Genomic DNA, 22,244 nt, shown 5'->3' on the forward strand with positions numbered 1-22,244 from the left:
CGGGGAGGTCTGGCAGTGAGTGAGTTGGCGAGCCCACCGTCGGGTGCGGCGGCGCCATGGGATGGGGGCGCGCCCACGAGCAAGACGCCCGCACCGGTCGTTCCGGAGCAGATGCGCCCTGAGGACCGAACCCCGGCGAACAATGCGTCACCTCCGGACGCCCCGACCCTCCCCGCTGTCCCGCCCGGCACCACCCCGGGCACCGAGCTCGCCGGGCGCTACCGCCTGCGCACGCGCGTCGGATCCGACGCGGCGGCGGGCGCCGAGTTCTGGCGTGCCCAGGACACCATCCTGCGCCGTGACGTGGGCGCCACCGTGCTGCGCCGCTTCCCCGCCGACCGCGGGTCCGAGCACGAAGCCATGGCACGCGCAGACGCGATCGTGGCCCGCGCACTGCGCGCGGGCAGCTTCGAGCACAGCGGCTGCGCCCGCCTGCTCGACGTCCTCACTCCCGGCACCGGCGGCATGCCGCACGACGTGCTGGGAGTCGCCGTCACCGAATGGGTGCCCGGGCGCAGCCTCACCGAGGTGATGGCCGAGGGGCTCATCAAGCCGATCGCGGCAGCCCGGGCGGTCGCTCCGCTCGCCGCGGCTGCCGAGGAGGCACACCGCCACGGCCTGGTTCTGGGCTGCGACCACCCTCAACGGGTACGGATCACCCCGGAGGGGCGCGCGCAGCTGTCCTTCGTCCTACCGCGCCCCGACGTCACCCCGGCCGACGACGTGCGCGGACTCGGAGCCGTCCTCTACACCCTGCTCACCGCCCGTTGGCCGCTGTCGAGCGCCGACGCCGCCCTCGCAGGCCTGAGCCCGGCCGAGCGCACCCCGGCCGGGGCACTCCTGCCGCCGTCGGAGCAGCGGCCGGGCGTTCCCGTCGAGCTCGACACCCTCGCCCGCGGCACCCTCGGACCTGACGGCGCCCCCGGCCACGTCCACACCGCCGCGGCGGTCAACCGCCTGCTCACCGAGGTGGTCGACGAGCACGACCGCATGGCCCTGTTCCCCCCGGCCCACGACGGCGTCCCGTCCGACCCGGGAGACGTATGGCAGGACGGTGGCCGTTCCGTCGCTGCACCCGACCCGCGGCGGAAGCGCAAGCTCGCGATCGGACTCACCGCACTCGCCGTGGCCGTGGTCTTCGTCATCGGTTACATCAGCATGCAGCTGGGCTCGGTGTTCTCGGACGGCAACGGGCCGCCCATCGTCGTCGACAGCCCGTCCGCTTCGTCGAACGGCGCCCCGGCCGACGCCGCACCACAGGTCGGCGGCGACGGCGGTATCGCGGCAGTCGCGGGCGTCAAGGTCTATGACCCGGTGGGTGACGCCGACAACTCCAGCCGCGTGTCCCGCGTGATCGACGGCGACCCGTCGAGCGGGTGGAGCACCTTCATCTACAAGCAGCAGTTCCCTGCGCTCAAGCCCGGCGTCGGGGTGATGGTGTCGTTCGCCTCGGCGGTGCAGCTCTCCCAACTGCAGATCGAGTCGCCGAGCGCCGGCACCGTCATCGAGGTGCGTTCGGCTCCCGCCGCGGATTCGTCCTTCCGCGACACCTCACCGATCACCGAGGTCACCCTCCGGGACGGCACCACGCCTGTCTCGCTCGCCGGGAGCCAGCCCGTCACCCACGTGCTGCTGTGGATCACCAAGCTCAGCGGCGGGGGCGACGCCAACGTCAGCCAGATCGACGAGGTCCAGTTCCACCGCGCGGGCTCCTGACCACCATCAATTCTCCGGAACGGCCACGGGAGACGGGCATCTCGACCTAATCTCCGCGTCGTGCGCTCCCCGGCTCCCACCGACGCGGAGCTGCTGGCCGCGCACCGGGCCGGCGATCCGAGCGCGTTCACCGAGCTGGCGACGCGGTACCAATCCCGGCTGTGGGGGTTGGCACTGCGCACGCTCCACCATCCCGAGGACGCCGCCGATGCCGTGCAGGAGACCCTCGTCGCCGCCTACCGCCGGGCGGGCTCCTACCGGGGCGAGGCCTCGGTGCGCACGTGGTTGCACCGGATCCTCGTCAACGCGTGCATCGACCGGATCCGGCACGACAGCAGGCGCAGCACGGTCCCGCTGCCGGAGCGCGAGCTGCCGGCGAGGCATCCCGACCTCGCCACGGAACTGGTCACGCGCCTGTCCGTCGACGCCGCGCTCGCGGCGCTCCCCGTCGAGCAGCGGCTGGCGGTGGTGCTGGTGGACGTCCAGGGTTGGCCGGTGGTGGAAGCCGCCGAGATGCTGGAGGTGCCAGTGGGCACGGTGAAGAGCCGCTGCGCACGGGGCCGCGCACGCCTGGCGGTGCTGCTCGGACACCTGCGGGAGGAGGAGCGATGACCCCTCCACGCCCCGACCTCGCGCAGCTCGCCGACCTGCACGGGGGTGTGCTGGAGCCGGCGCAGGCCGCGCAGGTGCGCGCGGCCGCTGCGGCCCACCCCGAGTCGGCCGCGGTACTGCACGCCCTCGCAGCCACTCGCCGCGAGCTCGCCGAGCTGCCCGCACCGCCCGTACCACCGGAGTTCGCCGCTCGATGGGTGGCCGCTCTGGAGGCAGAGGCCGCGACCGGTGAGCCGAGTCCGGCCGTCTCCTCTCTCGATCAGCGACGGCCCGCACGGCGGCGCCGGTCGTGGACGACTGCCACGAGGTCGTCGTGGCGTCGGCCGCTGGCCGTGGTCGGCGTGGCCGCCGTGCTCGTCGTGCTCGTTCTCGCCGGCGTGCTGTCGTCTCGACCCGAACCCGCCCCGTCCATCGACCGGGTGAACTTGGCTGCCGTCGCTCGCTCCGCAGTCGGCTCGGTGGACGCCGGCCCGCTGGCGGATCCCGCACGACGCGCCGGTTGCCTGCGAGCCGCCGCACCGGCGCTGGCACCCGACGCGCCCCTGGTGGGAGGCCGCCAGGTCACGCTGGGCGGCCAGGAGGCAGTGCTACTCGTGCTGGTCACCGGACGGCTGGGAACCTTCGACGTCGTCGTCGTCGACTCGGAATGCGGCCCTGGTCACGGCATGTTGCTGGAGTCAATGGTGGTCGGGGGGTGAGCCGCCTCACCCTCGGTCGCCGCCCGGTAGCAGTAGGAATGCCCGTCCCTGGGATCGTGTTGACAGGCAGAGACAACAGGGAGGACGCGCCAGTGACCACCGACGAGGTGCGTGAACTGATCATCATCGGGTCCGGGCCGGCAGGCTACACCGCAGCGGTCTACGCCGCGCGTGCGCAGCTGCGGCCCTTGGTCTTCGAAGGCACCCAGTTCGGCGGCGCCCTGATGACCACGACCGAGGTCGAGAACTACCCGGGCTTCACCGACGGAATCATGGGCCCTGAGCTCATGGAGCAGATGCGCAACCAGGCCACGCGCTTCGGCGCCGAGCTGCGCGCCGAGGACGTCGAGCAGGTGTCGCTGCAGGGCGAGGTCAAGACGGTCGTGGCCAACGGGGTCACCTACCGCGCCCGCGCCGTGGTCCTCGCGATGGGTGCCGCCGCTCGCTACCTGCACGTTCCGGGGGAGCAGCTGCTCCTGGGCCGTGGCGTCAGCGCCTGTGCCACCTGTGACGGCTTCTTCTTCCGCGACAAGGACATCGCTGTCATCGGCGGCGGTGACTCGGCGATGGAGGAGGCCCTCTTCCTCACGCGCTTCGGCCGCACGGTCACGATCGTGCACCGCCGCGACGAGTTCCGCGCCTCCCGCATCATGCTGGAGCGCGCCCAGAACGAGCCGAAGATTCACTGGCGCACCAACACCGAGGTCCTCGAAGTTCTCGGTGAGGGCAGCGTCTCGGGTTTGAAGCTGCGCGACACGGTCACCGGAGAGGAGTCCGTCCTCGAGGTGTCCGGCATGTTCGTCGCGATCGGCCACGACCCCCGCAGTGAGCTCGTGCGGGGTCAGATCGACACCGATGAGGCCGGCTACGTCCAGGTCGAGGCTCCCTCCACCCGCACGGGGATCCCGGGCGTCTTCGCCGCGGGCGACCTCGTCGACAGCACCTACCGGCAGGCGATCACCGCCGCCGGCACCGGCTGTTCGGCCGCGATCGATGCAGAGCGCTGGCTGGCCGACGGCCCCGTCCCCAGCGAACTGGCCGGCGGTGGATACGGGCAGGCGGCCGAACAGGTCGCCGTAGTCAGCGGCTGAATCGAATTCACTAGTTTCTTTCCCGAGAACGGAGATCAGAATGGCCAACACGGTGAACGTCACCGACGACTCTTTCGACGCCGACGTCCTCAAGAGCGACAAAACGGTCGTTGTTGACTTCTGGGCCACCTGGTGCGGCCCGTGCAAGATGGTCGCCCCGGTGCTCGACGAGATCGCTGGTGAGAACAAGGACAAGCTGACCGTGGCCAAGCTGGACATCGACGCCAACCCGGCGACTGCCCGTGACTACCAGGTGATGTCCATTCCCACGATGATCGTCTTCCAGGACGGTAAGCCGGTCAAGCAGATCGTCGGGGCCAAGCCGAAGGCCGCCTTGCTCTCCGACCTGGCCGACTACCTGGGCTGAGTCCAGAACCACCCATAAGTACCCCGCTTCCCGAAGCCGGAAGCGGGGTACTTGTCTATCACGACACAAAATTCGGTGGACACGGCCCGCCGTCCCCCATCGGGGAACCGGCAGGGCACAATGAGCGACGGCCCAGCACCGAAACGTCGGTGCCTGACGAACGAGCGAGGGGTGCATGCAGCTGCTGCGCCGAGGTGACAGCGGTCCCAACGTTGTCGAGATCCGGTCCACGCTGCGACGGTTCGGCCTGCTCGGTGACAGTACGGGCGGTCCAGCTCAGGAAGACGACCGGTTCGACGCCGCCCTCGAGCAGGCCGTGCGGGCCTTCCAGCAACAGCGGGGCCTGATCACCGACGGCATCGTCGGGCCGGCTACCTACCGGGCGCTGCGTGAGGCCGGCTGGAGCCTCGGCGACCGCATGCTCGCCCTGATGATCTCTGCACCGATGAGCGGCGACGACGTCGTCGCCCTGCAGGAGCGGCTCCTCGAACTCGGTTACGACCCCGGCCGCCCTGGCGGGGTGTTCAACGAGCAGACGGAGGCCGCGCTGCGCAAGTTCCAGCGCGAGTACGGCCTCCTGCCCGACGGACTCTGCGGGCCCGCCACGCTACGGTCCCTGCGCCAGCTCGGGCGGAAGGTCACCGGCGGCCGTCCGCACCTCCTGCGCGAACAGGAGCTGCTGCGGCAGGCCGGGCCCCGTTTGCGGGGCAAGCGAATCGTCGTCGACCCGGGACACGGCGGACCCGACCGCGGCATCGTCGCCGCCGGTGTCGCGGAGGCCGACCTCATGTGGGACCTCGCGCGCCGGCTGGTCGGCAGGATGTCGGCCACGGGGATGGACGCGATGCTGTCCCGGCAGGAGGACACCTGCCCCGCTGAGACCGAGCGTGCAGCCTTCGCCAACAACGCGGGCGCCGACCTCGTGCTCTCGCTGCACACCGACGCCAACCGGAGCATGCACGCCCAGGGCCTTGCCACGTTCCATTTCGGCAACGGTTCTGGAGCCACGTCCACCGTCGGTGAGGCTCTTGCGGGATTCATCCAGCGGGAGCTGCTCACCCGTACCGCGATGCACGACTGCCGCACGCAGGGCCGCACATGGGAACTCCTGCGACTGACGCGCATGCCCACCGTGCGCGTGGAGATCGGCTACCTCTCCCACATCGGTGACCGCAGGCGGCTGCTGGATCCCGCGTTCCGTGACGTCGTCGCCGAAGGCATCCTCGTCGCCGTGAAGCGGCTCTACCTGCTGGGCCAGGACGATCAGCCCACCGGCACGTTCACCTTCTCGGATGTGCTGGCTCGCGAGCTGGAACGCGGCGCACAGGCCATCTGATCCGGGCTCCGGAACGGAAAATCACGACGTACGCCACCCTGGGGCGTGCAATACCCACCATCGGCCCATCGCCCCAGGGTGGTCGTCACAGGCCGCCAGCGCGGCGTACAGCGCGCCCTGTACGCCGCTGTGAGCGGCGATCACGAGCGGCTGGGTACCTGACGGTAGGACTCCTGGGTCACACTGCTGGCCTGCATCGGGATCGTGATCGTGCCGAGCAGCTGCTCCAGCGCAGCCTCTACGTCCTCTTTCCACGTCATCGCCGAACGCAGTTCCATGCGCAGCCGCGGGTAGCGCGGATGCGGCCGGATGGTCTTGAAGCCGACGCGGCGGAGGAAGTCGGCGGGGATGAGGCAAGCGGGCTCGTTGCCCGGGCGCTGCTCACCGAACACCTCGATGGCTTTGACACCACGACGAGTGAGATCACGGACGACGGCCTGAGCGAGCATCCGGCCCAGACCCTCGCCGGCGAACTCCGGCATCACCTGCATGGTGGTGAGCAACACGGCGTCGGCGCTTACCGGGCCGGTGGGCATCTCCGCGGCGCGCGGCACCGCTGAGGGCGGTGCGTAGATCACGTAGCCGGCGGGAACGCCGTCCATGTGCAGGATGCGTCCGCACGAGCCCCACTCGAGGAGCACCTCGGAGACCCAGGCTTCCTTCTCGAGCTCGGTGGAACCGAAGTCGGCCGCCTGCTTACCCAGGTGCTCCGACAGCTCCCAGAACACGCACCTTCGGCACCGCTTGGGCAAATCATCGAGATTGTCCAGGGTGAGGGGCGCCACATGCCAGGACAAGAGCAACCTCCGGCGCCAAGATCATCATCGGAATGCCGCCGCCCCTCGCGCCGACTTCTCCGACGATAGATCGATCCAGCATGGAAGGACACCCCAAGTACTGCGACCGGTGTCTCACCCACGACGAACTGAAGAATGTTCCCCCTTCCCGGTTACACTCGGCCAGCCTGCTTAGCTGAACGACATCCCCACTGCCGAGGAATTCTCCGGGAGGATCCACCGTGCCGCAGTCGGACACGCCCCCGTCTCCACGACCCTTCGGCATCCACACGGCAGCAGCGGCAGCACCAACCGAGCGGTTCGCAGCCCGCACAGCGGGCATGACGGCCTCGGAGATTCGTGCCCTGTTCGCCGTCGCCAGCAGGCCGGAGGTCGTCTCCCTCGCGGGCGGCATGCCGAACCTCGCCGCGCTGCCACTCGGCGCACTCGCGGCCGAGGTGGCCGACCTCGTACAGCGCGAGGGCGAGGTGGCGCTGCAGTACGGCTCGGCGCAGGGAGTGCCCGCCCTGCGCGAGCAGATCTGCGAGGTGATGGCGCTCGAAGGCATCCGCGCCGACCCGGACGACGTGGTCGTCACCGTCGGGTCGCAGATGGCGCTCGACCTCGTCACCCGCATCTACTGCGACCCCGGCGACGTCGTGCTCGCCGAAGGCCCGTCGTACGTCGGCGCGCTGGGCAGTTTCGCGGCCTACCAGGCCCGCGTGGTGCACATCGCGATGGATGAGCACGGCCTGGTGCCCGACCTGCTGCGCGATGCTCTCCGCACGCTCGCGGCGCAGGGCATCACTCCCAAGTTCCTGTACACGATCCCGAACTTCCACAACCCGGCCGGCGTCACGCTCGCCGTCGAGCGCCGGGCCGAGGTGCTGGAGATCTGCGCCGCCCACGGCGTCGGCGTCGTGGAGGACAACCCGTACGGCCTCCTCGGCTTCAGCGGCCGCACCTACCCGGCCCTGCGCTCCCTCGACTCGTCGGTGGTCTACCTCGGGTCGTTCTCCAAGACGTTCGCCTCCGGGCTGCGCGTCGGGTGGGCGCTGGTGCCACCCGCGGTACGCGATCGGCTCGTGCTGGCCGCGGAGTCGGCCACTCTCTGCCCGCCGAGCTTCACGCAGATGCTCGTGTCGCGTTACCTCTCCGGCCACGACTGGCACAGCCAGATCAAGACGTTCGCCGAGGCCTACCGCGACCGCCGGGACGCTCTGCTGGACGCCCTCGAGACCTACCTCCCCGACGGTTGCACGTGGAACGTGCCTGACGGCGGCTTCTACGTCTGGCTGACGGTGCCGGAGGGCGTCGACACGAAGGCGATGCTGCCGCGGGCGGTCACCGCGCGCGTCGCCTACGCGTCCGGCACCGGCTTCTACGCCGACGGGTTCGGCAGCCGGCAGTTGCGGCTGTCGTACTGCTACCCGACGCCCGAGCGCATCACGGAGGGCGTGCGGCGGCTCGCGGGAGTGCTCGAGGCCGAGCTCGACGTCATGCGCACGTTCGGCACGCCTACCCGCCCGGCGCTCGGCCCGGCACCGGCTCGCAACGGCCCCCAGACACCCAGCCCTCACACCCCCTGAACCGAGCTGCCAAAGCTCGGGCTGCTCGCCCGGATGGTGGGCGCCACCGTAAGCGACACGGCCAACCTCTCGGCGGGCTGCGAGGCCAACGTCATCCCTCCTCGGCCGAAGCGGTGGTCGACTGCCGCGTGTTGTCGGGGCGGGAGAAGGCGTTCCTGCGTGAGGTCGACGAGCTGCTCGGTCCGGACGTCACGCGGGAGTGGGTGCAGAACCCGCCCGCCACATCAGCAGGCGCAAACCCCCGCCGCTCCCAATTCGACGGCCTCGCTACGCGAGGTGGCCAGTCGAAATGCACGCGCGCGCAGTCGATCCGGCAGCAGGACGCCGAGCGGCAGCGCGAAAGAGGCGGCGCATCAGGGCGGGCGGGGTCGAGGGTAGGAGAGTCGGGCGGCCCGGCGATTCGCATCGCCGGTCGAGGCGGTGCGACTCGCTACAGACGAAACCAGCGGCGCGCGGATCACTCGGCCCCACAGCATGAGCGAGCCGATCACGTGAAACGACAAGCCGGGCCCGCAACCGAGATCCCGAGCGGTGACGACGCGGCCCAAGCGGTTCAGCGCCGTGACCAGCCGATCCCGATACTGAAAGCAGGTCCGCCGTCCTGCAGCACCCGGCGCGCGAGCGAGGACCTCGTCGTCCGGCTCGTTGCCGACTCTGAGGACATCGGGCTCGAACCAGTAGAGGCGGTCGCCTCGGGCATGGGCAGCAGCGGCCGTACCGGTGGCCCTACGGGGGACGGGCCTCCGACAACGACACGGGAGGGCGCATCGACCACCACGTCGCAACACCGGAGCTGGCCGCTCGCGCCGCCTCCGCCGTGGTGGAGCAGGCACCCGAGCGGCGGTGAGCGCGGGTCGAACCACGCGCCGTGAAAGAGAGGCGAGCTCCGGCTGGCCCTGGGGCGCCCGCGATGGACCCGCCGGTCGGCGGTTGCGATTACTGGACCAGGCGCCGTGTCGTGAGGGAGCCAGTTAGAGCGCGGATCAGCCAGTCCCTCGACACGGCTCTCCGCACCCCACAGCACAGCTAGCCCGGACCACCCACAGCTCACCCGACCCCACCCCGCTGCGTGCTCGGCCCATCGCACAGCTCACCCGGCCCCGCCCACCTATGTTCAGCTCAGCCAACAGCTCGCCTGACACTGCCCCGCTGCTCCCTCGTCCCCGTATAGCTCGCCCGATCCTGCCCCGCCGCTCGGTCGGCCCCTCCGCAACGCTCGCCCGATCCGCCCCACGGCTCGGCTCGGTTCCGCCCACGGCGAGCCCGACCCCGGCCCCGCTGCTCACTCCACCCAGCCACACAGATCGGCCCGATCCCGCCCCACGGCTCAGCTCGGTTCCGCCCCGCAGGTCGCACGATCCCGGCCCCGCCGCTCACCCGGCCCGGCCACACAGATCGCCCGGCTCCTCCCACAGCCCGATCACTCCTCCGCGCGACTCGCTCGGCCCCGCCCCACAGCTCGCACGGCTCCGCCCACAGCTCGATCGGCTCCTCCGCAAGCTCGCCCGGCCCCGCCGCGGCGTTCGTTCGTTCCGCCGCACGGCTCGCTCGGCCCCGCCCCACAGCTCGCACGGCTCCTACGAAAAGCTCGCCCAGCCCGCCACGGAGTTCGTTCGTTTCGCCGCACGGCTCGATCGGCTCCTCCGCGCAGCACGGCTCCTCCGCGCAGGTCGGTCGGTCCCGCCGCACGATTATCCGAATCTCGCCGCCCAATTCAGTCCTGCCCCACCGCCGGCCGCCCGACACCGCGGCCCGAGTCGACCAGTCCCGGCGCGCGACTCACTCGCCCACGCCACCCGAGCCGACAAGTCCCGCAGCACGGGGGCGCCTCGGTCGCGGCGGGCGTCGAAGCCAGCGGAAGAGTCCGCCAGTGCAACCACCGCTCCGGCTGGAAGGTCGATCAGTTCGCGACGCTGACCGCCGGTGGAGGATGCGATCCAACGGGTCCTCCCGACGACGGCGGTCCCGGTCCGCTCATCACATCCTCGCCGCACGAGGAGGCGAGTCACGCGATTCGACTCGCCCGGTCGTTCGATGGAACTCACCGGCTCATCAGCAGAACCTGCCCAGTCCCGAGCCGCGCGGACAAAGGAGCCGTGACTCGGCGGCTTCCCCCATCGCGCGTCGACCGTCCGGGCGGCACGGGCGCCCGGCAGCAAGCGCATTGCGCGCACCTATCCCGGCTAGCGCGCGTCGCGGAGGCGCCTCGGAGGGAACCTTCTCTGCCCAGCGGGTCGCCGTGATCGGATAGGCGGGCTGGCGCTGGATCGGGGTTTCACGTGAAACATCGCGTCGTCACCGCCGAGCGTTCGTCCTGGCGTCGCGCGCCTGCTTCCGAGAACGCCGGCGCCGGCTGGCGTCGCACGGATTGTCGTAGGGGAGAACCGCCAGGGGGAACGATTCGCCTACCGGGCGGGCGAAGGTGCCGCCGAAGACCTTGGCAACGGTCATCTTCTGCAGCCGCTCGCCAGTCACGCCCACGAAGTTGAGCGGCTCGAACCCGTTGTCTTCAGGGCGCTGCGGCTTCAAGCGCGGCGTGTTTCACGTGAAACAGACGGCCGGCTGCGAGCGCTGAGGCGGAGCCCGCCGCCCTCCGCGGCACCGTCCGATCCGGCCGCCGAGTCGGCCGAATCGTTCCGGAACCTTCTCTGCCCAGCGGGTCGCCGTGATCGGATGAGCGGGCTGGCACTGGATCGGGGTTTCACGTGAAACACCGCGTCGCCACCGCCGAGCGTTTCCACGGCTAGCCGCCTGCGCGGGACTGCGCGCGCTGCCCCAGGCGTACGTGTAGGGCTGCGGGCTGATGCTGTGGCTTGTCGAGCGTGGCGCGGTTTCACGTGAAACAAGGCGTGGGAGTTCCGGCGCCGGTCGAGCCCATTGCCGTGCGCGCCCCCGTCCTCTCCGTGTGCAGGCGGACTAGGGGCCGCCGAGTCGGCCGAGTCGCTCTGCGGGCGGGGCCAACCGTGCTGGGTCCCCGGCGCACCGACACCGGGTCGAGCGTGTGTACGGCTGCCGACTGGTGGCGCGGCTTGTCGAGCACAGCGCCGTTTCACGTGAAACATGGCGCGTTCTGAGTGCTGGCGGCGGGGCGGAACCCATCGACGACGCCGTCCAGTCCGCCTGCGGCCAGGCGACGGGAGCCGCCGAGCTGATGGCTTCCGGGGCCGGCTGGCCGTGCTGGGTCCTCGGCTCCGGCGCCGGGTTGAGCGTGCGGGGGGGGTTGCTGACTGGTGGCGTGCGGCTGTCGGGCCTGGCGTGGTTTCACGTGAAACAGGCCGTCGGAATGCCTCGCGCCCGGGCGGGAGCAAACGGCCGAGTCTGTCTGCTACCGGGAGAGCAGAGCCGCCGAGGCGGCCGGCTGATCGATGTCCTCGCGCATGAGGTCGACGAGGTTGGTGCCGCCCCCGATGAAGTTCGCCCGGGGCTCCGACGCGGTGGCGACGTCCGGCGCGCTGACGTAGGCGAACGGCCTCATCGCGCGCCCTCCAGCAGATCGAGGTCGCCCGAGGCGACCTCCTGGATCGACTCGACGATCCCGTTGTAAGCGCCACACCGGCACAGGTTGCCGGTCATGCGCTCCCGGATCTCCTGGCCCGAGAGCTCGGCCGGCCCGGCAGCGAGATGTTCGGTGACGACGCTCGGAACACCGGCACTCGTGCGAGGGCCTAGCCGACCGTGCCGGGATCGCGGGCCGCCGCCAGGCGGCAATCCTCCACACTCCACCCCGGGGGTCAGCGCCTGCGTTCCCGCCGCGAGCGGCCGGCCCGCGCAACGATCGGTCGACTCGGCGGCTCCCGTCGTCTGTCAGCAGACGACGGGACGGTGCCGCGCAGGGCGACGTGCACCCACGCCGACACCGGCGCTCCATACCTGTTTCACGTGAAACACAGCCGCGGGTCGCTATCCGGGTAGCCCAGCTCGCGACTTGTCTGACCCGCCGTCCGAGCGGACCGGCCCCGGACAGCGGCTCGATACTCCGCGGCACAGGTCGGCATTCGCACACCCTGGACGCTGGTCCCGCGCGTGAACCATCGATCCGGCACGGAGAAGGAGTCCTCCGCCGCGACCGACACGACAACCCCGCGAGGTCCGCCCGGGGAGGAATGCGCGTGACGCCGTGGGGGCGATGCCGTTGAGACGTTCAGCTTCCGAGGGAGGGCGGGCCGTCCGCGGTCGGCCCGAGCGGGGCGGATTCCACGCCGATTCCCGCGAGCACGGGCGCGCACGGTCCGGCCGGGGACATTGCAATGACCCGCCTCGGCTGACCCGGCTACGTGTGTCACGCGCCGGCCGCCGCCTCCCTCGTGCCGCTCGCACAGAGCGAACGCGGGGTCGAGGAGGTCGGCGTGGACCGCCGCATCACTCGTCGGGGAAGCCGGACCGAGCGCCCCGCGCGGCGGAGCCGACTTCTCTTGCCGGAGCTCCTCGGCGACGGTTCCGAACGTGCGCTGGGGCGCGCCACCCTCCAGCGTCGGTTCGATATGAGAGCGCGCCAGACGCGTCATCCGTTCTGGCCGCACGGCGCACCGAGGCCAGCTAGCTGCTGATCGCACCACCGTCGTTCCGGGATAGGCGAACCGCCAAACGGCGCCGCCACGTGGTCTCGGGTGATCGGCGTCGCGGCCGGCACAAGTCGACCGTTGGCATGATGAGCCGTCTGACCCGGCCACGTTGTTCAGTCCGAGCCCGGGGGTTGCGGCGCGGTGTTTCACGTGAAACCTCGATCCTGCGCCTGACCACCCCAGATCTGCCGCCTCGCTCCTCTGGCGGGGACGTGGTTCGCGGCGAGCGAGTGGCGGCCAAACCGGTCGGGCGGACCTCCGAGCCCAGATCGCCCGCCCGCATCGAACGCCGCTCCAACACACGCTTCGCGGCCTGCGGCCACCGCCGCCCGGACGGCCGACGCGACCCAGTCGGCGCGGTGACGCGGTCACCGTTCGCAGGAGAGATCCGGCCCGCACAACTCGCCCGATTCGCCCCCATGGCTCCGATTGGTTCCGCCTCACAGCTCGCCCGATCCCGGCGCCACTGCTCACTCGGCCCGGAGACACAGATCGCCCGGCTCCGCCCAGGGCTCGGTCGCTCCTCCGCACGGCTCGTTCGGCTCCGCCCCGGCGCTCCGCTCGGTTCCGCCCCACAGCCTGCCCGAACCCGGCCCCGCTGCTCACTCGGCGCGGACACACAGATCGCCCGGCTCCGCCCACAACTCGCCCGCTCCTCCGCACGGCTCGTTCGGCTCCGCCCCACGGCTCGATCAGCTCCTCCGCACAGCTCCGCCCCGCCACGCAAATTGGTCGGTTCCGCCGCGAAGTTCGCTCGTTCCGCCCACGGCTCGATCGACTCCGCCCCACGCCTCGATCAGCTCCGCCCCATGGCTCCGATTGGTTCCGCCTCACAGCTCCGCCCAGCCACGCAGGTCGGTCGATTCCGCCGCACGGTTATCCGGATCTCGCCACCAAGTCAGTCCTACGACACCACCGGCCGCACGGCACCGTGGCCCGAGTCGACCAGCCCCGCGCGCGGCTCACTCGCCCCCGCCCGAGCCGACCAGTCCCACGGCACGGGGACGCCTCGGTCGCATAGGTACGGGGTCACTGGTTGCGCCGACCTGATGGCGGTTCGCTGACGCGGCCGTCCGTCGGGCACGTCGGCAGCGGATCCGTCGCCTGCTCGCTCAATGGGCGCACTGCAACGGCTCCGCCGCCTGGCCGCTCCTCGGCAACTCGTCACCGTTCCGTTCCGGCGCAAGGTCACTCGCTCAGAGCGCTGGCGACGATTCCGTCACGCGATGGTTCGCCGGGCTGCGCCGTCGCACGGCACCGTCGGGCGATCCACGGCTTCCTGACATCGCCGGCGGATCCGCATCGTCGGTCTCCGCTCGCACACTCAGCGTTCTCTGTGCCGGCTCGTGCCGCCAGCAGTTGGCCACGCAAGTCGACTGGTTTCATCACCTTCCCGCCACAGGACCGACACCCGCCTTCCCCTTCGGCGAGTCGGCGAGTAGTCCGTGTCAGCGAAATGCCGGACGTGGTCGGCTGCCACTGAGTGCGCTTGTTGTGGCTCCTTGCCTGAGTCGGGCTTCACTGCCGTCGACGCCGCTGTCGCGGCGACCCAGCGGTGCTGCCGGCGCGCGGATCCGCGCCGACGGTCCAGGCGGTCGTGTCGGCCTCGGCGCCGTCCTCGGTGTTCTGGCACCGCCGCCTTGGACGCCTGCGCGGAACAGCGCCGGCGCGCGGACCGGATGCCCGCCCCCATGTTCGGCAAGACGCCGCGGGATGGGGGTCGCGGGCGAGCCGCGTGCTCCTCTCGCGGCGGGGGTGTGGCGGGCTCACTTCGGTCGCATCTCGGGGTTCCTCCCAGATGCCGGTAGCCCGGTGCGCAGACTCGGCACCCGCGCGGCGACGGCCGTCCTCACCCTGGAGCCACGCCGTTTCACGTGAAACACGATCCCCGGTCGGCCGACAGCTCTGGGAGTGGCCGAGGCACATGCCGGTGGTTGATCAGCTCCGCCCTCTCCGGCCCGGCGGGCGCCGCGGCAGTCTTCGCCCGATCGGCGAGCCGTCGAGACCGCGACGGGTCCAGCCGGAACATCCGCACCGCCTCGGCCTGGCACGCGGCTCGACCGAGTGCGCCGGGGTGCGGTCGCTTCCGGCGTGGGCGGCAGTTGCGCCCGCTCCATCCCGCCCCGCTGTCCGGGCGCGTGAATCGGCGGCCCGAGACCGGAGCCGCTCGCTCGCGATCCCGCCGTCGCGCCGGCAAAGCGACCGGGGCAGGGGCTTCCGCAGGCGTTCATCCGACACTCACGCCGTTGCTCAGCTCCACAACGGCGGCCGGGCACACGGCCGCCCATCGCGGGGCAGGGGAAGCGCGCGGTGTCGTCTCCCGCCGGAGGCGTTCGTCATCCGCCTCTCCTCGTGGTGCACCGCCTGCGCAGGATCGCGCGCGCTCGCGCACCGCTGGTCGCTGCTCCCAACACCTCCGACTCCGCCTGTGCCCCGCCATGGGCCCGCGACACGCTCGGACGACTCCAGGACCCACTCCACATTGCGGGTAAAAGGCACCCACCGGACGTCGGTGCGGCGCGTGTGGTCGGGGGCGGAAATCGTGCGGACGGGAGCGGGGCGATCGGTGGCCCGGAGCCGGGGCGCGGCCCACGGCCGCCACCGCTCGCGGTGGCTCGCGGATGCCAGCGGTTGCGGGCGCTGATGCAGTCTGCCGGAGGGCTCGTGCAGTACTTGCCGTCGAACGCCGGGTCCGCCTCGACCAGCCGGGGTCCTCCAGCGCGCCCATGCCCCCGGCACGCCGGTCACGCAGACGAGGGAGTTGAGCCGAGACGGCGCTTGAGATCGGCGTGCCGCAGAATGCGGCCGTGACCGAACGAACTGTGGCCGTGTTGGCCGGAGGCCTCTCCCACGAGCGCGAGGTGTCCCTGCGTTCCGGGCGGCGGCTCGCCACTGCTCTCTCGGAGGCGGGCGCCTCGGTGCGGGAGTGGGACGTCGACGCCGCGCTCGTCGAGCGTCTCCGTTCCGACCCGCCGGACGCCGTCGCGATCGCGTTGCACGGCGGCGAGGGGGAGAACGGTTCGGTCCAGGCCGTGCTCGAGCTTCTCGGGGTTCCGTTCGTCGGCACGCCGGCGCAAGCGTGCCGACGTGCCTGGGACAAGCCGACCGCTAAGGCGGAGCTCGCTCGCGCCGGGCTCGACACCCCGGACTGGGTGGCGCTCCCGCACACGACGTTCCGCGCGCTCGGCGCGCAAGCGGTGCTCGACGCGATGGTCGATCGCCTCGGTCTCCCGCTGATGCTCAAGCCGGACCAGGGGGGCTCCGCGCTCGGTTCGCAGGTGGTGAAGGAGCGGGCGGAGCTTCCCGCCGCGATGGTCAGCTGCCTCGCGTACGCCGACACAGTTCTCGCCGAGCGCTACGTCACCGGCACCGAGGTGGCCGTGTCCGTCGTTCACGACGGCGAGGAGCCACGCGCCCTGCCGCCGGTCGAGGTCGACGCGGGCGGCGTCTACGACTACACGGCGCGATACACGCCGGGCGCCGCGACGTTCCACTGCCCGGCACGGCTCGACGACATGACGCTCGCTGCCTTGGCCGAGACCGCCCTGGCCGCGCACCAACTCCTGGGGCTACGGGACGTCTCCCGGATGGATGCCGTGGTGGACGGCGACGGGCGGGTGCAGATCCTCGAGGTGAACGTCTCGCCCGGCCTGACCGAGACCTCGCTGCTGCCTACTGCGGTACGGGCGGCGGGGATGAAGCTCGGTGACCTCTACGCCGCTCTGATCGAGCGGGCGGTGGCGCGACGCTGAGGCGTTCACGTGAAACGCGGCCGTCGTGTTTCACGTGAAATCCGACGGCAGGCTCACTCCTCGGTGGGGCGGTCCATGAGCTTCGCAATGCGCTCCAGGTCCTCCACGGACCCGAACTCCACGACGATCCGCCCCTTGCGCTGACCCAGCTCGACCTTCACACGGGTGTCGAACGTGTCGGACAGGCGATCCGCGAGGTCCTGGATTCCGGGCGCCTGCATCGTCTTGCGGCGCACCGACTTGGCGGACGCGGGAGCCTCCCGCCGCAGGAGCACGACGGCTTCCTCCGTGGCGCGGACGGACATGCCCTCGGCCACGATCCGCGCCGCGAGCTCCTCCTGCCGCTCCACGTCGTCCAACCCGAGCAGCGCGCGAGCATGGCCGGCGGAGAGCACTCCTGCCGCGACGCGGCGCTGCACCGATACCGGCAGCTTCAGTAGTCGGATCGTGTTGGTGACGACCGGACGGCTACGGCCCAACCGGTCGGCGAGCTCGGTCTGCGTGACGCCGAACTCCGCCAGCAGCTGTTCATAGGCGGCCGCCTCGTCGAGCGGGTTGAGCTGTACCCGGTGGATGTTCTCGAGCAGCGCGTCACGCAGCATCGCGTCGTCGCTCGTGCGCCGGACGATCGCCGGCAGCCGAACGAGACCGGCTCGCTGCGCGGCGCGCCACCGGCGCTCGCCCATCACGAGCTCATACGAACCAGGGGAGGCTTCGCGAACCACGATCGGCTGCAGGAGCCCGAACTCGCGGATCGAGTGCTCCAACTCGGCGAGGCTCTCGTCGTCGAACTGGGTGCGCGGCTGCTGCGGGTTGGGCCGAATCGCGGCCAGGTCGATCTCGCGATAAACGGCCCCGGCGACGGCGCTGGGCGCCGGTACGGATGAAAGCTCGACCGGGTGGGTTGGACGCGGCGTGGATGACGGGCCTGCCGAGGGGGCGGGTGCGGCGGTGAGAACTGCCGTGGATGCCGACGCCGCCGGGGCGCCACCAGGCGGTGCGGTGGGAATGAGAGCCGCCAGGCCACGTCCCAGCCCGCCCTTGCGCTGGGTTGCCACCCGCTCCGCTGGGCCTGCCCGCTCGCTCATCCTTTACCGCCCGTCTTGGTCGATGGGTACGTCCATGCGCGCTCCGCGCTCGGCGATCTCACGGGCCGCGTCGACATAGCTCATCGCTCCACGCGAGCCTGGGTCGTAGGCGAGCACGGTCTGGCTGTACCCGGGTGCCTCGGAGACCTTGACACTGCGGGGAATTACTGTACGCAGCACTGTGGGGCCGAAGTGGCCGCGCACCTCGTTGGTGACCTGGTCGGCCAGCTTAGTGCGCCCGTCGTACATCGTCAGCAGAATCGTCGAAACGTGCAGTGCCGTGTTGAGGTGCGACCGCACGAGGTCGATGTTGCTCAGCAGCTGGCCGAGCCCCTCGAGCGCGTAGTACTCGCACTGGATGGGGATCAGCACCTCGCTGGCGGCCACCAGCGCGTTGACGGTGAGGAGCCCGAGCGAGGGCGGACAGTCGACGAAGACGTAGTCCACCCCGAGCTCGGCGAGCGATCCGTCGTACAGCGCCTGCTTCAGCCGGTTCTCCCTCGCCACCATGCTGACGAGCTCGATCTCGGCACCGGCGAGGTCGATGGTGGCCGGAACACACAGGAGGTCGGGCGAGGCAGTGCTCCGCACCGCCGCATCGGCGAGACGGATCTCGCCGAGCAATGCCTCGTACACCGACGGCGTGCCCAGCCGATGCTCGACGCCGAGGGCGGTGCTGGCATTGCCCTGTGGGTCGAGGTCGATCACCATCGCGCGGACACCGTGCATCGCAAGTGCCGCTGCAATGTTGACCGTGCTCGTGGTCTTGCCGACCCCACCCTTCTGGTTGGCCACGGTCAGGACGCGCCGGTGCGTCGGCCGCGGCATGCGGTGTCGGTCGGGATGGAGTACCCGCGCCGCTCGCTCCGCCTCCTCCGCGATGGGAGTCCATCCCGGTGTTTCACGTGAAACGTTGTGGAGCATCTCGCGCTGGGACATCTCGTGCTGGGACACCTTGAACGTCACGCCTGCCCTCTCCTGCGCCGTGAGCGCTCGGGGCTGCCGGCTCCCCGTACCCGCTCCACGACGACCACCGTGCTCGGGGGATCGATGACTCCGACCCCGGCCCGCTCGATTCGTGGGATCCCGCCGCCGAGTTTGCGGACTGCCGCCGCATCCCGCTCGACTTCGGCCGGGGCGCTCTCGCCCTTCATGGCGAGCATCAACCCGCCCGGCCGCAGCAAGGGGAGACTCCAACCAGCGAGCCGTGCCAGGGGCGCAACGGCGCGAGCGGTCACCACGTCGGCTCCCTCCCATCGCCGCCGGACCACAGTCTCCTCGGCCCGACCGCGTTCAACCGCTATCGACAGGCCGAGATCCGCGATGACCTCGTGGAGCCACTCGACACGACGCGCGAGGGGTTCAATGAGGACGATGCGGAGATCAGGCCGGGCCAGCGCCAACGGTATCCCGGGAAGCCCCGCTCCCGAACCCACATCCACAAGACGAGCGCCATTCGGCACAAGTTCCGCGACGAGGGCGCAGTTCAGGACGTGCCGATCCCAGACTCGCGGAGCCTCCCTCGGCCCGATCAGACCTCGCTCCACACCGGACGTAACGAGGTGCTCGGCGAACCGCTGAGCGAGGGGCAAGCGATCCCCGAAAACAGAACCGGCCACCCCCTCGCTCGAGACGGGGGTGGCCGGAACGTCAGGCACCGCGGAAGACGACGACCTGCCGCCGCGGCTCCTCGCCCTCGCTCTCGCTGGACACGCCCTTGATGCGAGCGACGGCGTCGTGCACGACCTTGCGCTCGAAGGGGGTCATCGGCCGCAGCCGTACGGACTCGCCGGAGGCGAGAACGTCCTTCGCCGTGCGGGTGCCGAGCTTGGTGAGCTCCTCACGCCGCGCCTCTCGCCAGCCGGCGATGTCGAGCATCAACCGGCTGCGGTTTCCGGACGCCTGTTGTACAGCGAGCCGGGTGAGTTCCTGCAGTGCCTCGAGCACCGCGCCGCGTTCGCCCACCAGCTTGTCCAGGTCGTCACCACCGTCGATGCTCACGATCGCCCGGCCGGCCTCGACGTCGAGGTCGATGTCCCCGTCGTAGTCCAGCACGTCGAGCAACCGCTCGAGGTAGTCACCAGCGATATCGCCCTCGCGCACCAGCTGGTCCTCGGCGCTGCTCGCAGCGACGCTCTCGGTGGCCCCGTCCTGCGCAGTCTTCGGCACGATGCGTCTCCTCTCCCAAACGGTTGCGATGACACCGGGGCGCCCCGGCACACCGCTGCGGTCGCCGGCGAGGGCGACCGCGGATGGCTCGTCGTCAGCGGCGCTTGCGCGGGCGCCGCGCGGGCGGCCGAGAGCCACCACCGCTGCGCGCGCTTCTCGCGGAGTCGCCTGCTGTGCTGTTCGTGCTCTTGGTGGCGCCGTTGGCTGAGGACTCCCCGGCGGCGGCCGGCGTGGCCGAACCGTTGGCCGTTCCATTCGCGGTGCCGTTCGCGGTGCCGTTCGTGGTGCCGTTCGTGGAGGACGTATCCGGCTTGCGGGCGACCGGCTTCGCGCCGGGCCGCTTCGTCGGCTGATCCTGGGACTGAGTCTCGGGCCGCACCGGCTTCTGGCCGGGGCGCGGTGCCAGCGACTGGCGGTTGGCAACCGCCTGCTCGCGCTTGGTGCTCTCCTCGGCGTCGATGCGCCGGTACACCACGTACTGCTGGCCGAGCGTCCACAGGTTGTTGGATACCCAGTAGAGGAGCACCGCGAGCGGCAGGAACGGCGCACCGACCACGACGCCGATCGGGAAGACGTACAGCATCAACTTGTTCATGATCGCGGTCTGCGGGTTCTCACCCTGCGCCGCGGTCTGGCGGGCCACCGAGTGCCGTGCCGTGATGTGGGTGAAGATGCCCGCCGCGATCATCAGCGGGATCATCACGATGAGCATGTTGGCGATGGTGGTGCCACCGCCTGGAAGCGCACGCAACGCCGCTTCGCCCTGTGTCACCCAGGCGCCCAGCTTGGCGCCGAAGAGGTTGGCGTCGTTGAACGACTGAACGCCGCTCGCGTCGAAGTAGTAGTTCTCGGTGCGCGGTGCGCCGTTGGGCAGGATCGGGCCGAACTCACGCAGCACGTGGAAGAGGCCGATGAAGACCGGCACCTGGACGAGAACGGGAAGACAACCGGCCACCGGGTTGACGCCGTGCTCCTTCTGGAGCTTCTGCATCTCCTCGGCCTGCTTCTGCCGGTCGTTCGCATATTTCTTGCGGAGCTTCGCGATCTCCGGCTGGAACTCCTGCATCTTGCGCATCGAGCGCACCTGGCCGACGAACGGCTTGTACAGGATCGCGCGCAGCGTGAAGACGAGGAACACCACCGCCAGGGCCCAGGCGATGCCGCTGGACTCACCGAACAGGTAGCCGAACGCCTTGTGCCATACCCAGAGGATGAACGAGACCGGGTAGTAGATGAAGTTCAGCACGGCGCTTGCTCCTCGAGGTGGTTCCGGGCCGAGCGGGAACGGCGCGGTGGCACCGGGTCGATACCGCCAGGGTGCCACGGCGCACACCGCAGCAACCGACGAAGCGTGAGCCACGATCCGCGTAGCACGCCGTGCACCTGCAGCGCCTCGATCGCATAGGCACTGCAGGAGGGGTAGAAGCGGCACGTCGGGGGCAGCGCCGGAGAGATCCAGTGCTGGTAGAAGTGCAACAAGCCGATGAGCGCCCGCGTCACGACGGAGCGGCGCGCGCCGTCAGTCATCGTGAGCTCCCGGAAAGCTTTCGCATCGCACTCCGCAGGCCGGCGTCGAGGTCCTCGGCGAGCTCGGCCGACGAGGCGTCAGCAGCCGGCGGCAGCGCCCTGACGACGAGGAGAGCATCCGACGGGAGCTGCTGGAGCCGGGGCGCGACGAGATGGCGGAGTCTGCGCGTCACCCGGTGCCGGACGACGGCGTTTCCGACTGCTCTGCTCACGACGAACCCCGCCCGCGGCCCACCGTCTCCGGCCCCGCCACAGATGTGGACGACAAGCCGTGACCGTCCGCTGCGCCGGCCCCGCCGAACGACGGAAGCGAACTCGTCCCGGCGAGTTAGCCGGGATCCGGCCGGCAACACCGGGACGGCCGAATCAGGCCGAGAGCCGCTCGCGGCCCTTGCCGCGGCGGGCCGCGATGATGGCTCGGCCGGCGCGGGTACGCATGCGCAACCGGAAGCCGTGGGTACGGGCCCGGCGGCGGTTGTTCGGCTGGAAGGTGCGCTTGCCCTTGCTCACGGTCGGCTCTCCTGGTCGACGGCGCGGCAAAGCCGACCGTCGGTGATCATCGTGCTTCGGGTTCGGACTGGTGGTGCGGTGGTGCTGCGACACCCGCACAAACCGACGGCGGTCCTAGGACAGCACGCGGCTCACCTGCGCGGGCGCGGTTGATTCCAGGGTACGCAGCCGCCGCACAGAGGGTCAAACCAGGTCACGCCTCGTCATCCCGATGCAGCCTTGCGCGATCAGGCGGCTTGTGGCAAGTCGCTCTGATTGTTAGCGTGCGCCCTTCACAGTTCGATCCGGGGGGATCGCCGAAACACGGCCACCACCACCTTCGCGGGCCCGCGCGCATTCGTCGCTGCGTGTCCGCGTAGCGTCTTGCTCACAGGTGTGGACAAGCCTGGGGATGATCGATCGATCGGGCGCGAGCACGTCCGGAGCGACGACCGGAGGGGAGCCCGGACCG

Annotated in this window: 20 protein-coding genes and 1 pseudogene; 9 read left to right on the forward strand and 12 right to left on the reverse strand. The window is 70.7% G+C overall.

Going from position 1 to position 22,244, the window contains the following annotated elements; translation table 11 throughout:
* Nucleotides 1–15 precede the first annotated feature (15 nt).
* The 6 genes from ACQPZQ_RS45260 (at nt 16) to ACQPZQ_RS45285 (ending at nt 5,820) form a co-directional block, all read left to right on the forward strand.
* Complete coding sequence (locus tag ACQPZQ_RS45260; protein WP_433290662.1) at nt 16–1,716, forward strand: protein kinase family protein; 1,701 nt, start codon at nt 16–18, stop codon at nt 1,714–1,716.
* Nucleotides 1,717–1,776: 60 nt separating this feature from the next.
* Entirely contained in the window at nt 1,777–2,328 is a 552-nt protein-coding gene (sigM, locus tag ACQPZQ_RS45265; RefSeq protein WP_241036541.1) for an RNA polymerase sigma factor SigM, read from the forward strand.
* On the forward strand, nt 2,325–3,026 hold the full coding sequence (locus tag ACQPZQ_RS45270) for a hypothetical protein (RefSeq protein WP_433290664.1): 702 nt from the start codon (nt 2,325–2,327) through the stop codon (nt 3,024–3,026). Before sigM ends, ACQPZQ_RS45270 begins: the two co-directional genes overlap by 4 nt.
* A gap of 92 nt (nt 3,027–3,118) precedes the next feature.
* On the forward strand, nt 3,119–4,117 hold the full coding sequence (trxB, locus tag ACQPZQ_RS45275; RefSeq protein ID WP_433290666.1) for a thioredoxin-disulfide reductase: 999 nt from the start codon (nt 3,119–3,121) through the stop codon (nt 4,115–4,117).
* 40 nt (nt 4,118–4,157) lie between these two features.
* Nucleotides 4,158–4,484 (forward strand): thioredoxin, encoded by a 327-nt coding sequence (gene trxA, locus ACQPZQ_RS45280; protein ID WP_241036538.1) that lies wholly within the window; start codon nt 4,158–4,160, stop codon nt 4,482–4,484.
* Between the two features lie 175 nt (nt 4,485–4,659).
* Entirely contained in the window at nt 4,660–5,820 is a 1,161-nt protein-coding gene (locus ACQPZQ_RS45285) for an N-acetylmuramoyl-L-alanine amidase (RefSeq protein ID WP_433290668.1), read from the forward strand.
* A 140-nt stretch (nt 5,821–5,960) separates the two neighbouring features.
* On the opposite strand, the gene ACQPZQ_RS45290 is transcribed toward ACQPZQ_RS45285, so the two are convergent.
* On the reverse strand, nt 5,961–6,617 hold the full coding sequence (locus ACQPZQ_RS45290) for a GNAT family N-acetyltransferase (RefSeq protein ID WP_241036536.1): 657 nt from the start codon (nt 6,615–6,617) through the stop codon (nt 5,961–5,963).
* A 263-nt stretch (nt 6,618–6,880) separates the two neighbouring features.
* Here ACQPZQ_RS45290 and ACQPZQ_RS45295 point away from each other — a divergent pair, with 263 nt between their 5' ends.
* A complete protein-coding gene (locus ACQPZQ_RS45295) occupies nt 6,881–8,185 on the forward strand; it encodes a PLP-dependent aminotransferase family protein (protein ID WP_433299700.1) in 1,305 nt (434 codons plus the stop codon).
* Between the two features lie 12 nt (nt 8,186–8,197).
* Nucleotides 8,198–8,403: pseudogene (locus ACQPZQ_RS45300) on the forward strand (M20/M25/M40 family metallo-hydrolase); the annotation flags it as partial.
* A 2,077-nt stretch (nt 8,404–10,480) separates the two neighbouring features.
* Here the strand turns inward: ACQPZQ_RS45300 and ACQPZQ_RS45305 are convergent.
* The 3 genes from ACQPZQ_RS45305 to ACQPZQ_RS45315 form a co-directional block, all read right to left on the reverse strand.
* A complete protein-coding gene (locus ACQPZQ_RS45305) occupies nt 10,481–10,714 on the reverse strand; it encodes a hypothetical protein (RefSeq protein WP_433290671.1) in 234 nt (77 codons plus the stop codon).
* A gap of 796 nt (nt 10,715–11,510) precedes the next feature.
* On the reverse strand, nt 11,511–11,660 hold the full coding sequence (locus tag ACQPZQ_RS45310; RefSeq protein WP_433290673.1) for a hypothetical protein: 150 nt from the start codon (nt 11,658–11,660) through the stop codon (nt 11,511–11,513).
* Nucleotides 11,657–11,908, reverse strand: coding sequence for a 2Fe-2S iron-sulfur cluster-binding protein (locus ACQPZQ_RS45315; RefSeq protein ID WP_433290675.1), 252 nt, complete (start codon nt 11,906–11,908; stop codon nt 11,657–11,659). Before ACQPZQ_RS45315 ends, ACQPZQ_RS45310 begins: the two co-directional genes overlap by 4 nt.
* Nucleotides 11,909–15,554: 3,646 nt before the next feature.
* Here ACQPZQ_RS45315 and ACQPZQ_RS45320 point away from each other — a divergent pair.
* On the forward strand, nt 15,555–16,499 hold the full coding sequence (locus tag ACQPZQ_RS45320) for a D-alanine--D-alanine ligase family protein (protein ID WP_433290677.1): 945 nt from the start codon (nt 15,555–15,557) through the stop codon (nt 16,497–16,499).
* Nucleotides 16,500–16,552: 53 nt separating this feature from the next.
* Here ACQPZQ_RS45320 and ACQPZQ_RS45325 read toward each other — a convergent pair whose 3' ends face one another.
* The 8 genes from ACQPZQ_RS45325 to rpmH form a co-directional block, all read right to left on the reverse strand.
* Nucleotides 16,553–17,587 carry a ParB/RepB/Spo0J family partition protein gene (locus ACQPZQ_RS45325; RefSeq protein WP_433290679.1) on the reverse strand — a complete coding sequence of 345 codons (1,035 nt, stop codon included), beginning with the start codon at nt 17,585–17,587 and terminating at the stop codon, nt 16,553–16,555.
* Nucleotides 17,588–17,590: 3 nt separating this feature from the next.
* Nucleotides 17,591–18,526, reverse strand: a complete 936-nt coding sequence (locus ACQPZQ_RS45330; protein ID WP_241041632.1) for a ParA family protein — start codon at nt 18,524–18,526, stop codon at nt 17,591–17,593.
* A gap of 23 nt (nt 18,527–18,549) precedes the next feature.
* Nucleotides 18,550–19,206, reverse strand: a complete 657-nt coding sequence (gene rsmG, locus ACQPZQ_RS45335; protein ID WP_344720757.1) for a 16S rRNA (guanine(527)-N(7))-methyltransferase RsmG — start codon at nt 19,204–19,206, stop codon at nt 18,550–18,552.
* Nucleotides 19,207–19,237: 31 nt separating this feature from the next.
* Nucleotides 19,238–19,756: a protein jag gene (locus tag ACQPZQ_RS45340; RefSeq protein ID WP_433290681.1), complete on the reverse strand. Its 519-nt coding sequence runs from the start codon at nt 19,754–19,756 to the stop codon at nt 19,238–19,240.
* Between the two features lie 94 nt (nt 19,757–19,850).
* A complete protein-coding gene (gene yidC, locus ACQPZQ_RS45345; protein ID WP_433290683.1) occupies nt 19,851–21,002 on the reverse strand; it encodes a membrane protein insertase YidC in 1,152 nt (383 codons plus the stop codon).
* Nucleotides 20,996–21,283 carry a membrane protein insertion efficiency factor YidD gene (yidD, locus tag ACQPZQ_RS45350; protein ID WP_241041618.1) on the reverse strand — a complete coding sequence of 96 codons (288 nt, stop codon included), beginning with the start codon at nt 21,281–21,283 and terminating at the stop codon, nt 20,996–20,998. The genes yidC and yidD overlap by 7 nt, the downstream gene beginning before the upstream one ends.
* Nucleotides 21,280–21,636 (reverse strand): ribonuclease P protein component, encoded by a 357-nt coding sequence (gene rnpA / locus ACQPZQ_RS45355; RefSeq protein WP_433290685.1) that lies wholly within the window; start codon nt 21,634–21,636, stop codon nt 21,280–21,282. The genes yidD and rnpA overlap by 4 nt, the downstream gene beginning before the upstream one ends.
* Nucleotides 21,637–21,649: 13 nt before the next feature.
* Nucleotides 21,650–21,793 (reverse strand): 50S ribosomal protein L34, encoded by a 144-nt coding sequence (rpmH, locus tag ACQPZQ_RS45360; RefSeq protein ID WP_241041616.1) that lies wholly within the window; start codon nt 21,791–21,793, stop codon nt 21,650–21,652.
* Nucleotides 21,794–22,244: the final 451 nt, after the last annotated feature.

Source organism: Pseudonocardia sp. CA-142604, from assembly GCF_050948475.1.
GTDB lineage: Bacteria > Actinomycetota > Actinomycetes > Mycobacteriales > Pseudonocardiaceae > Pseudonocardia > Pseudonocardia alaniniphila.

What these genes read in the sequence shown, in the direction of transcription:
- yidD (WP_241041618.1), bottom strand. Translation starts at nt 21,283, where the DNA reads ATGACTGACGGCGCGCGCCGCTCCGTCGTGACGCGGGCGCTCATCGGC.
- ACQPZQ_RS45270 (WP_433290664.1), top strand. Translation starts at nt 2,325, where the DNA reads ATGACCCCTCCACGCCCCGACCTCGCGCAGCTCGCCGACCTGCACGGG.
- ACQPZQ_RS45325 (WP_433290679.1), bottom strand. Translation starts at nt 17,587, where the DNA reads ATGAGCGAGCGGGCAGGCCCAGCGGAGCGGGTGGCAACCCAGCGCAAG.
- ACQPZQ_RS45310 (WP_433290673.1), bottom strand. Translation starts at nt 11,660, where the DNA reads ATGAGGCCGTTCGCCTACGTCAGCGCGCCGGACGTCGCCACCGCGTCG.
- ACQPZQ_RS45330 (WP_241041632.1), bottom strand. Translation starts at nt 18,526, where the DNA reads ATGTCCCAGCGCGAGATGCTCCACAACGTTTCACGTGAAACACCGGGA.
- trxA (WP_241036538.1), top strand. Translation starts at nt 4,158, where the DNA reads ATGGCCAACACGGTGAACGTCACCGACGACTCTTTCGACGCCGACGTC.
- ACQPZQ_RS45285 (WP_433290668.1), top strand. Translation starts at nt 4,660, where the DNA reads ATGCAGCTGCTGCGCCGAGGTGACAGCGGTCCCAACGTTGTCGAGATC.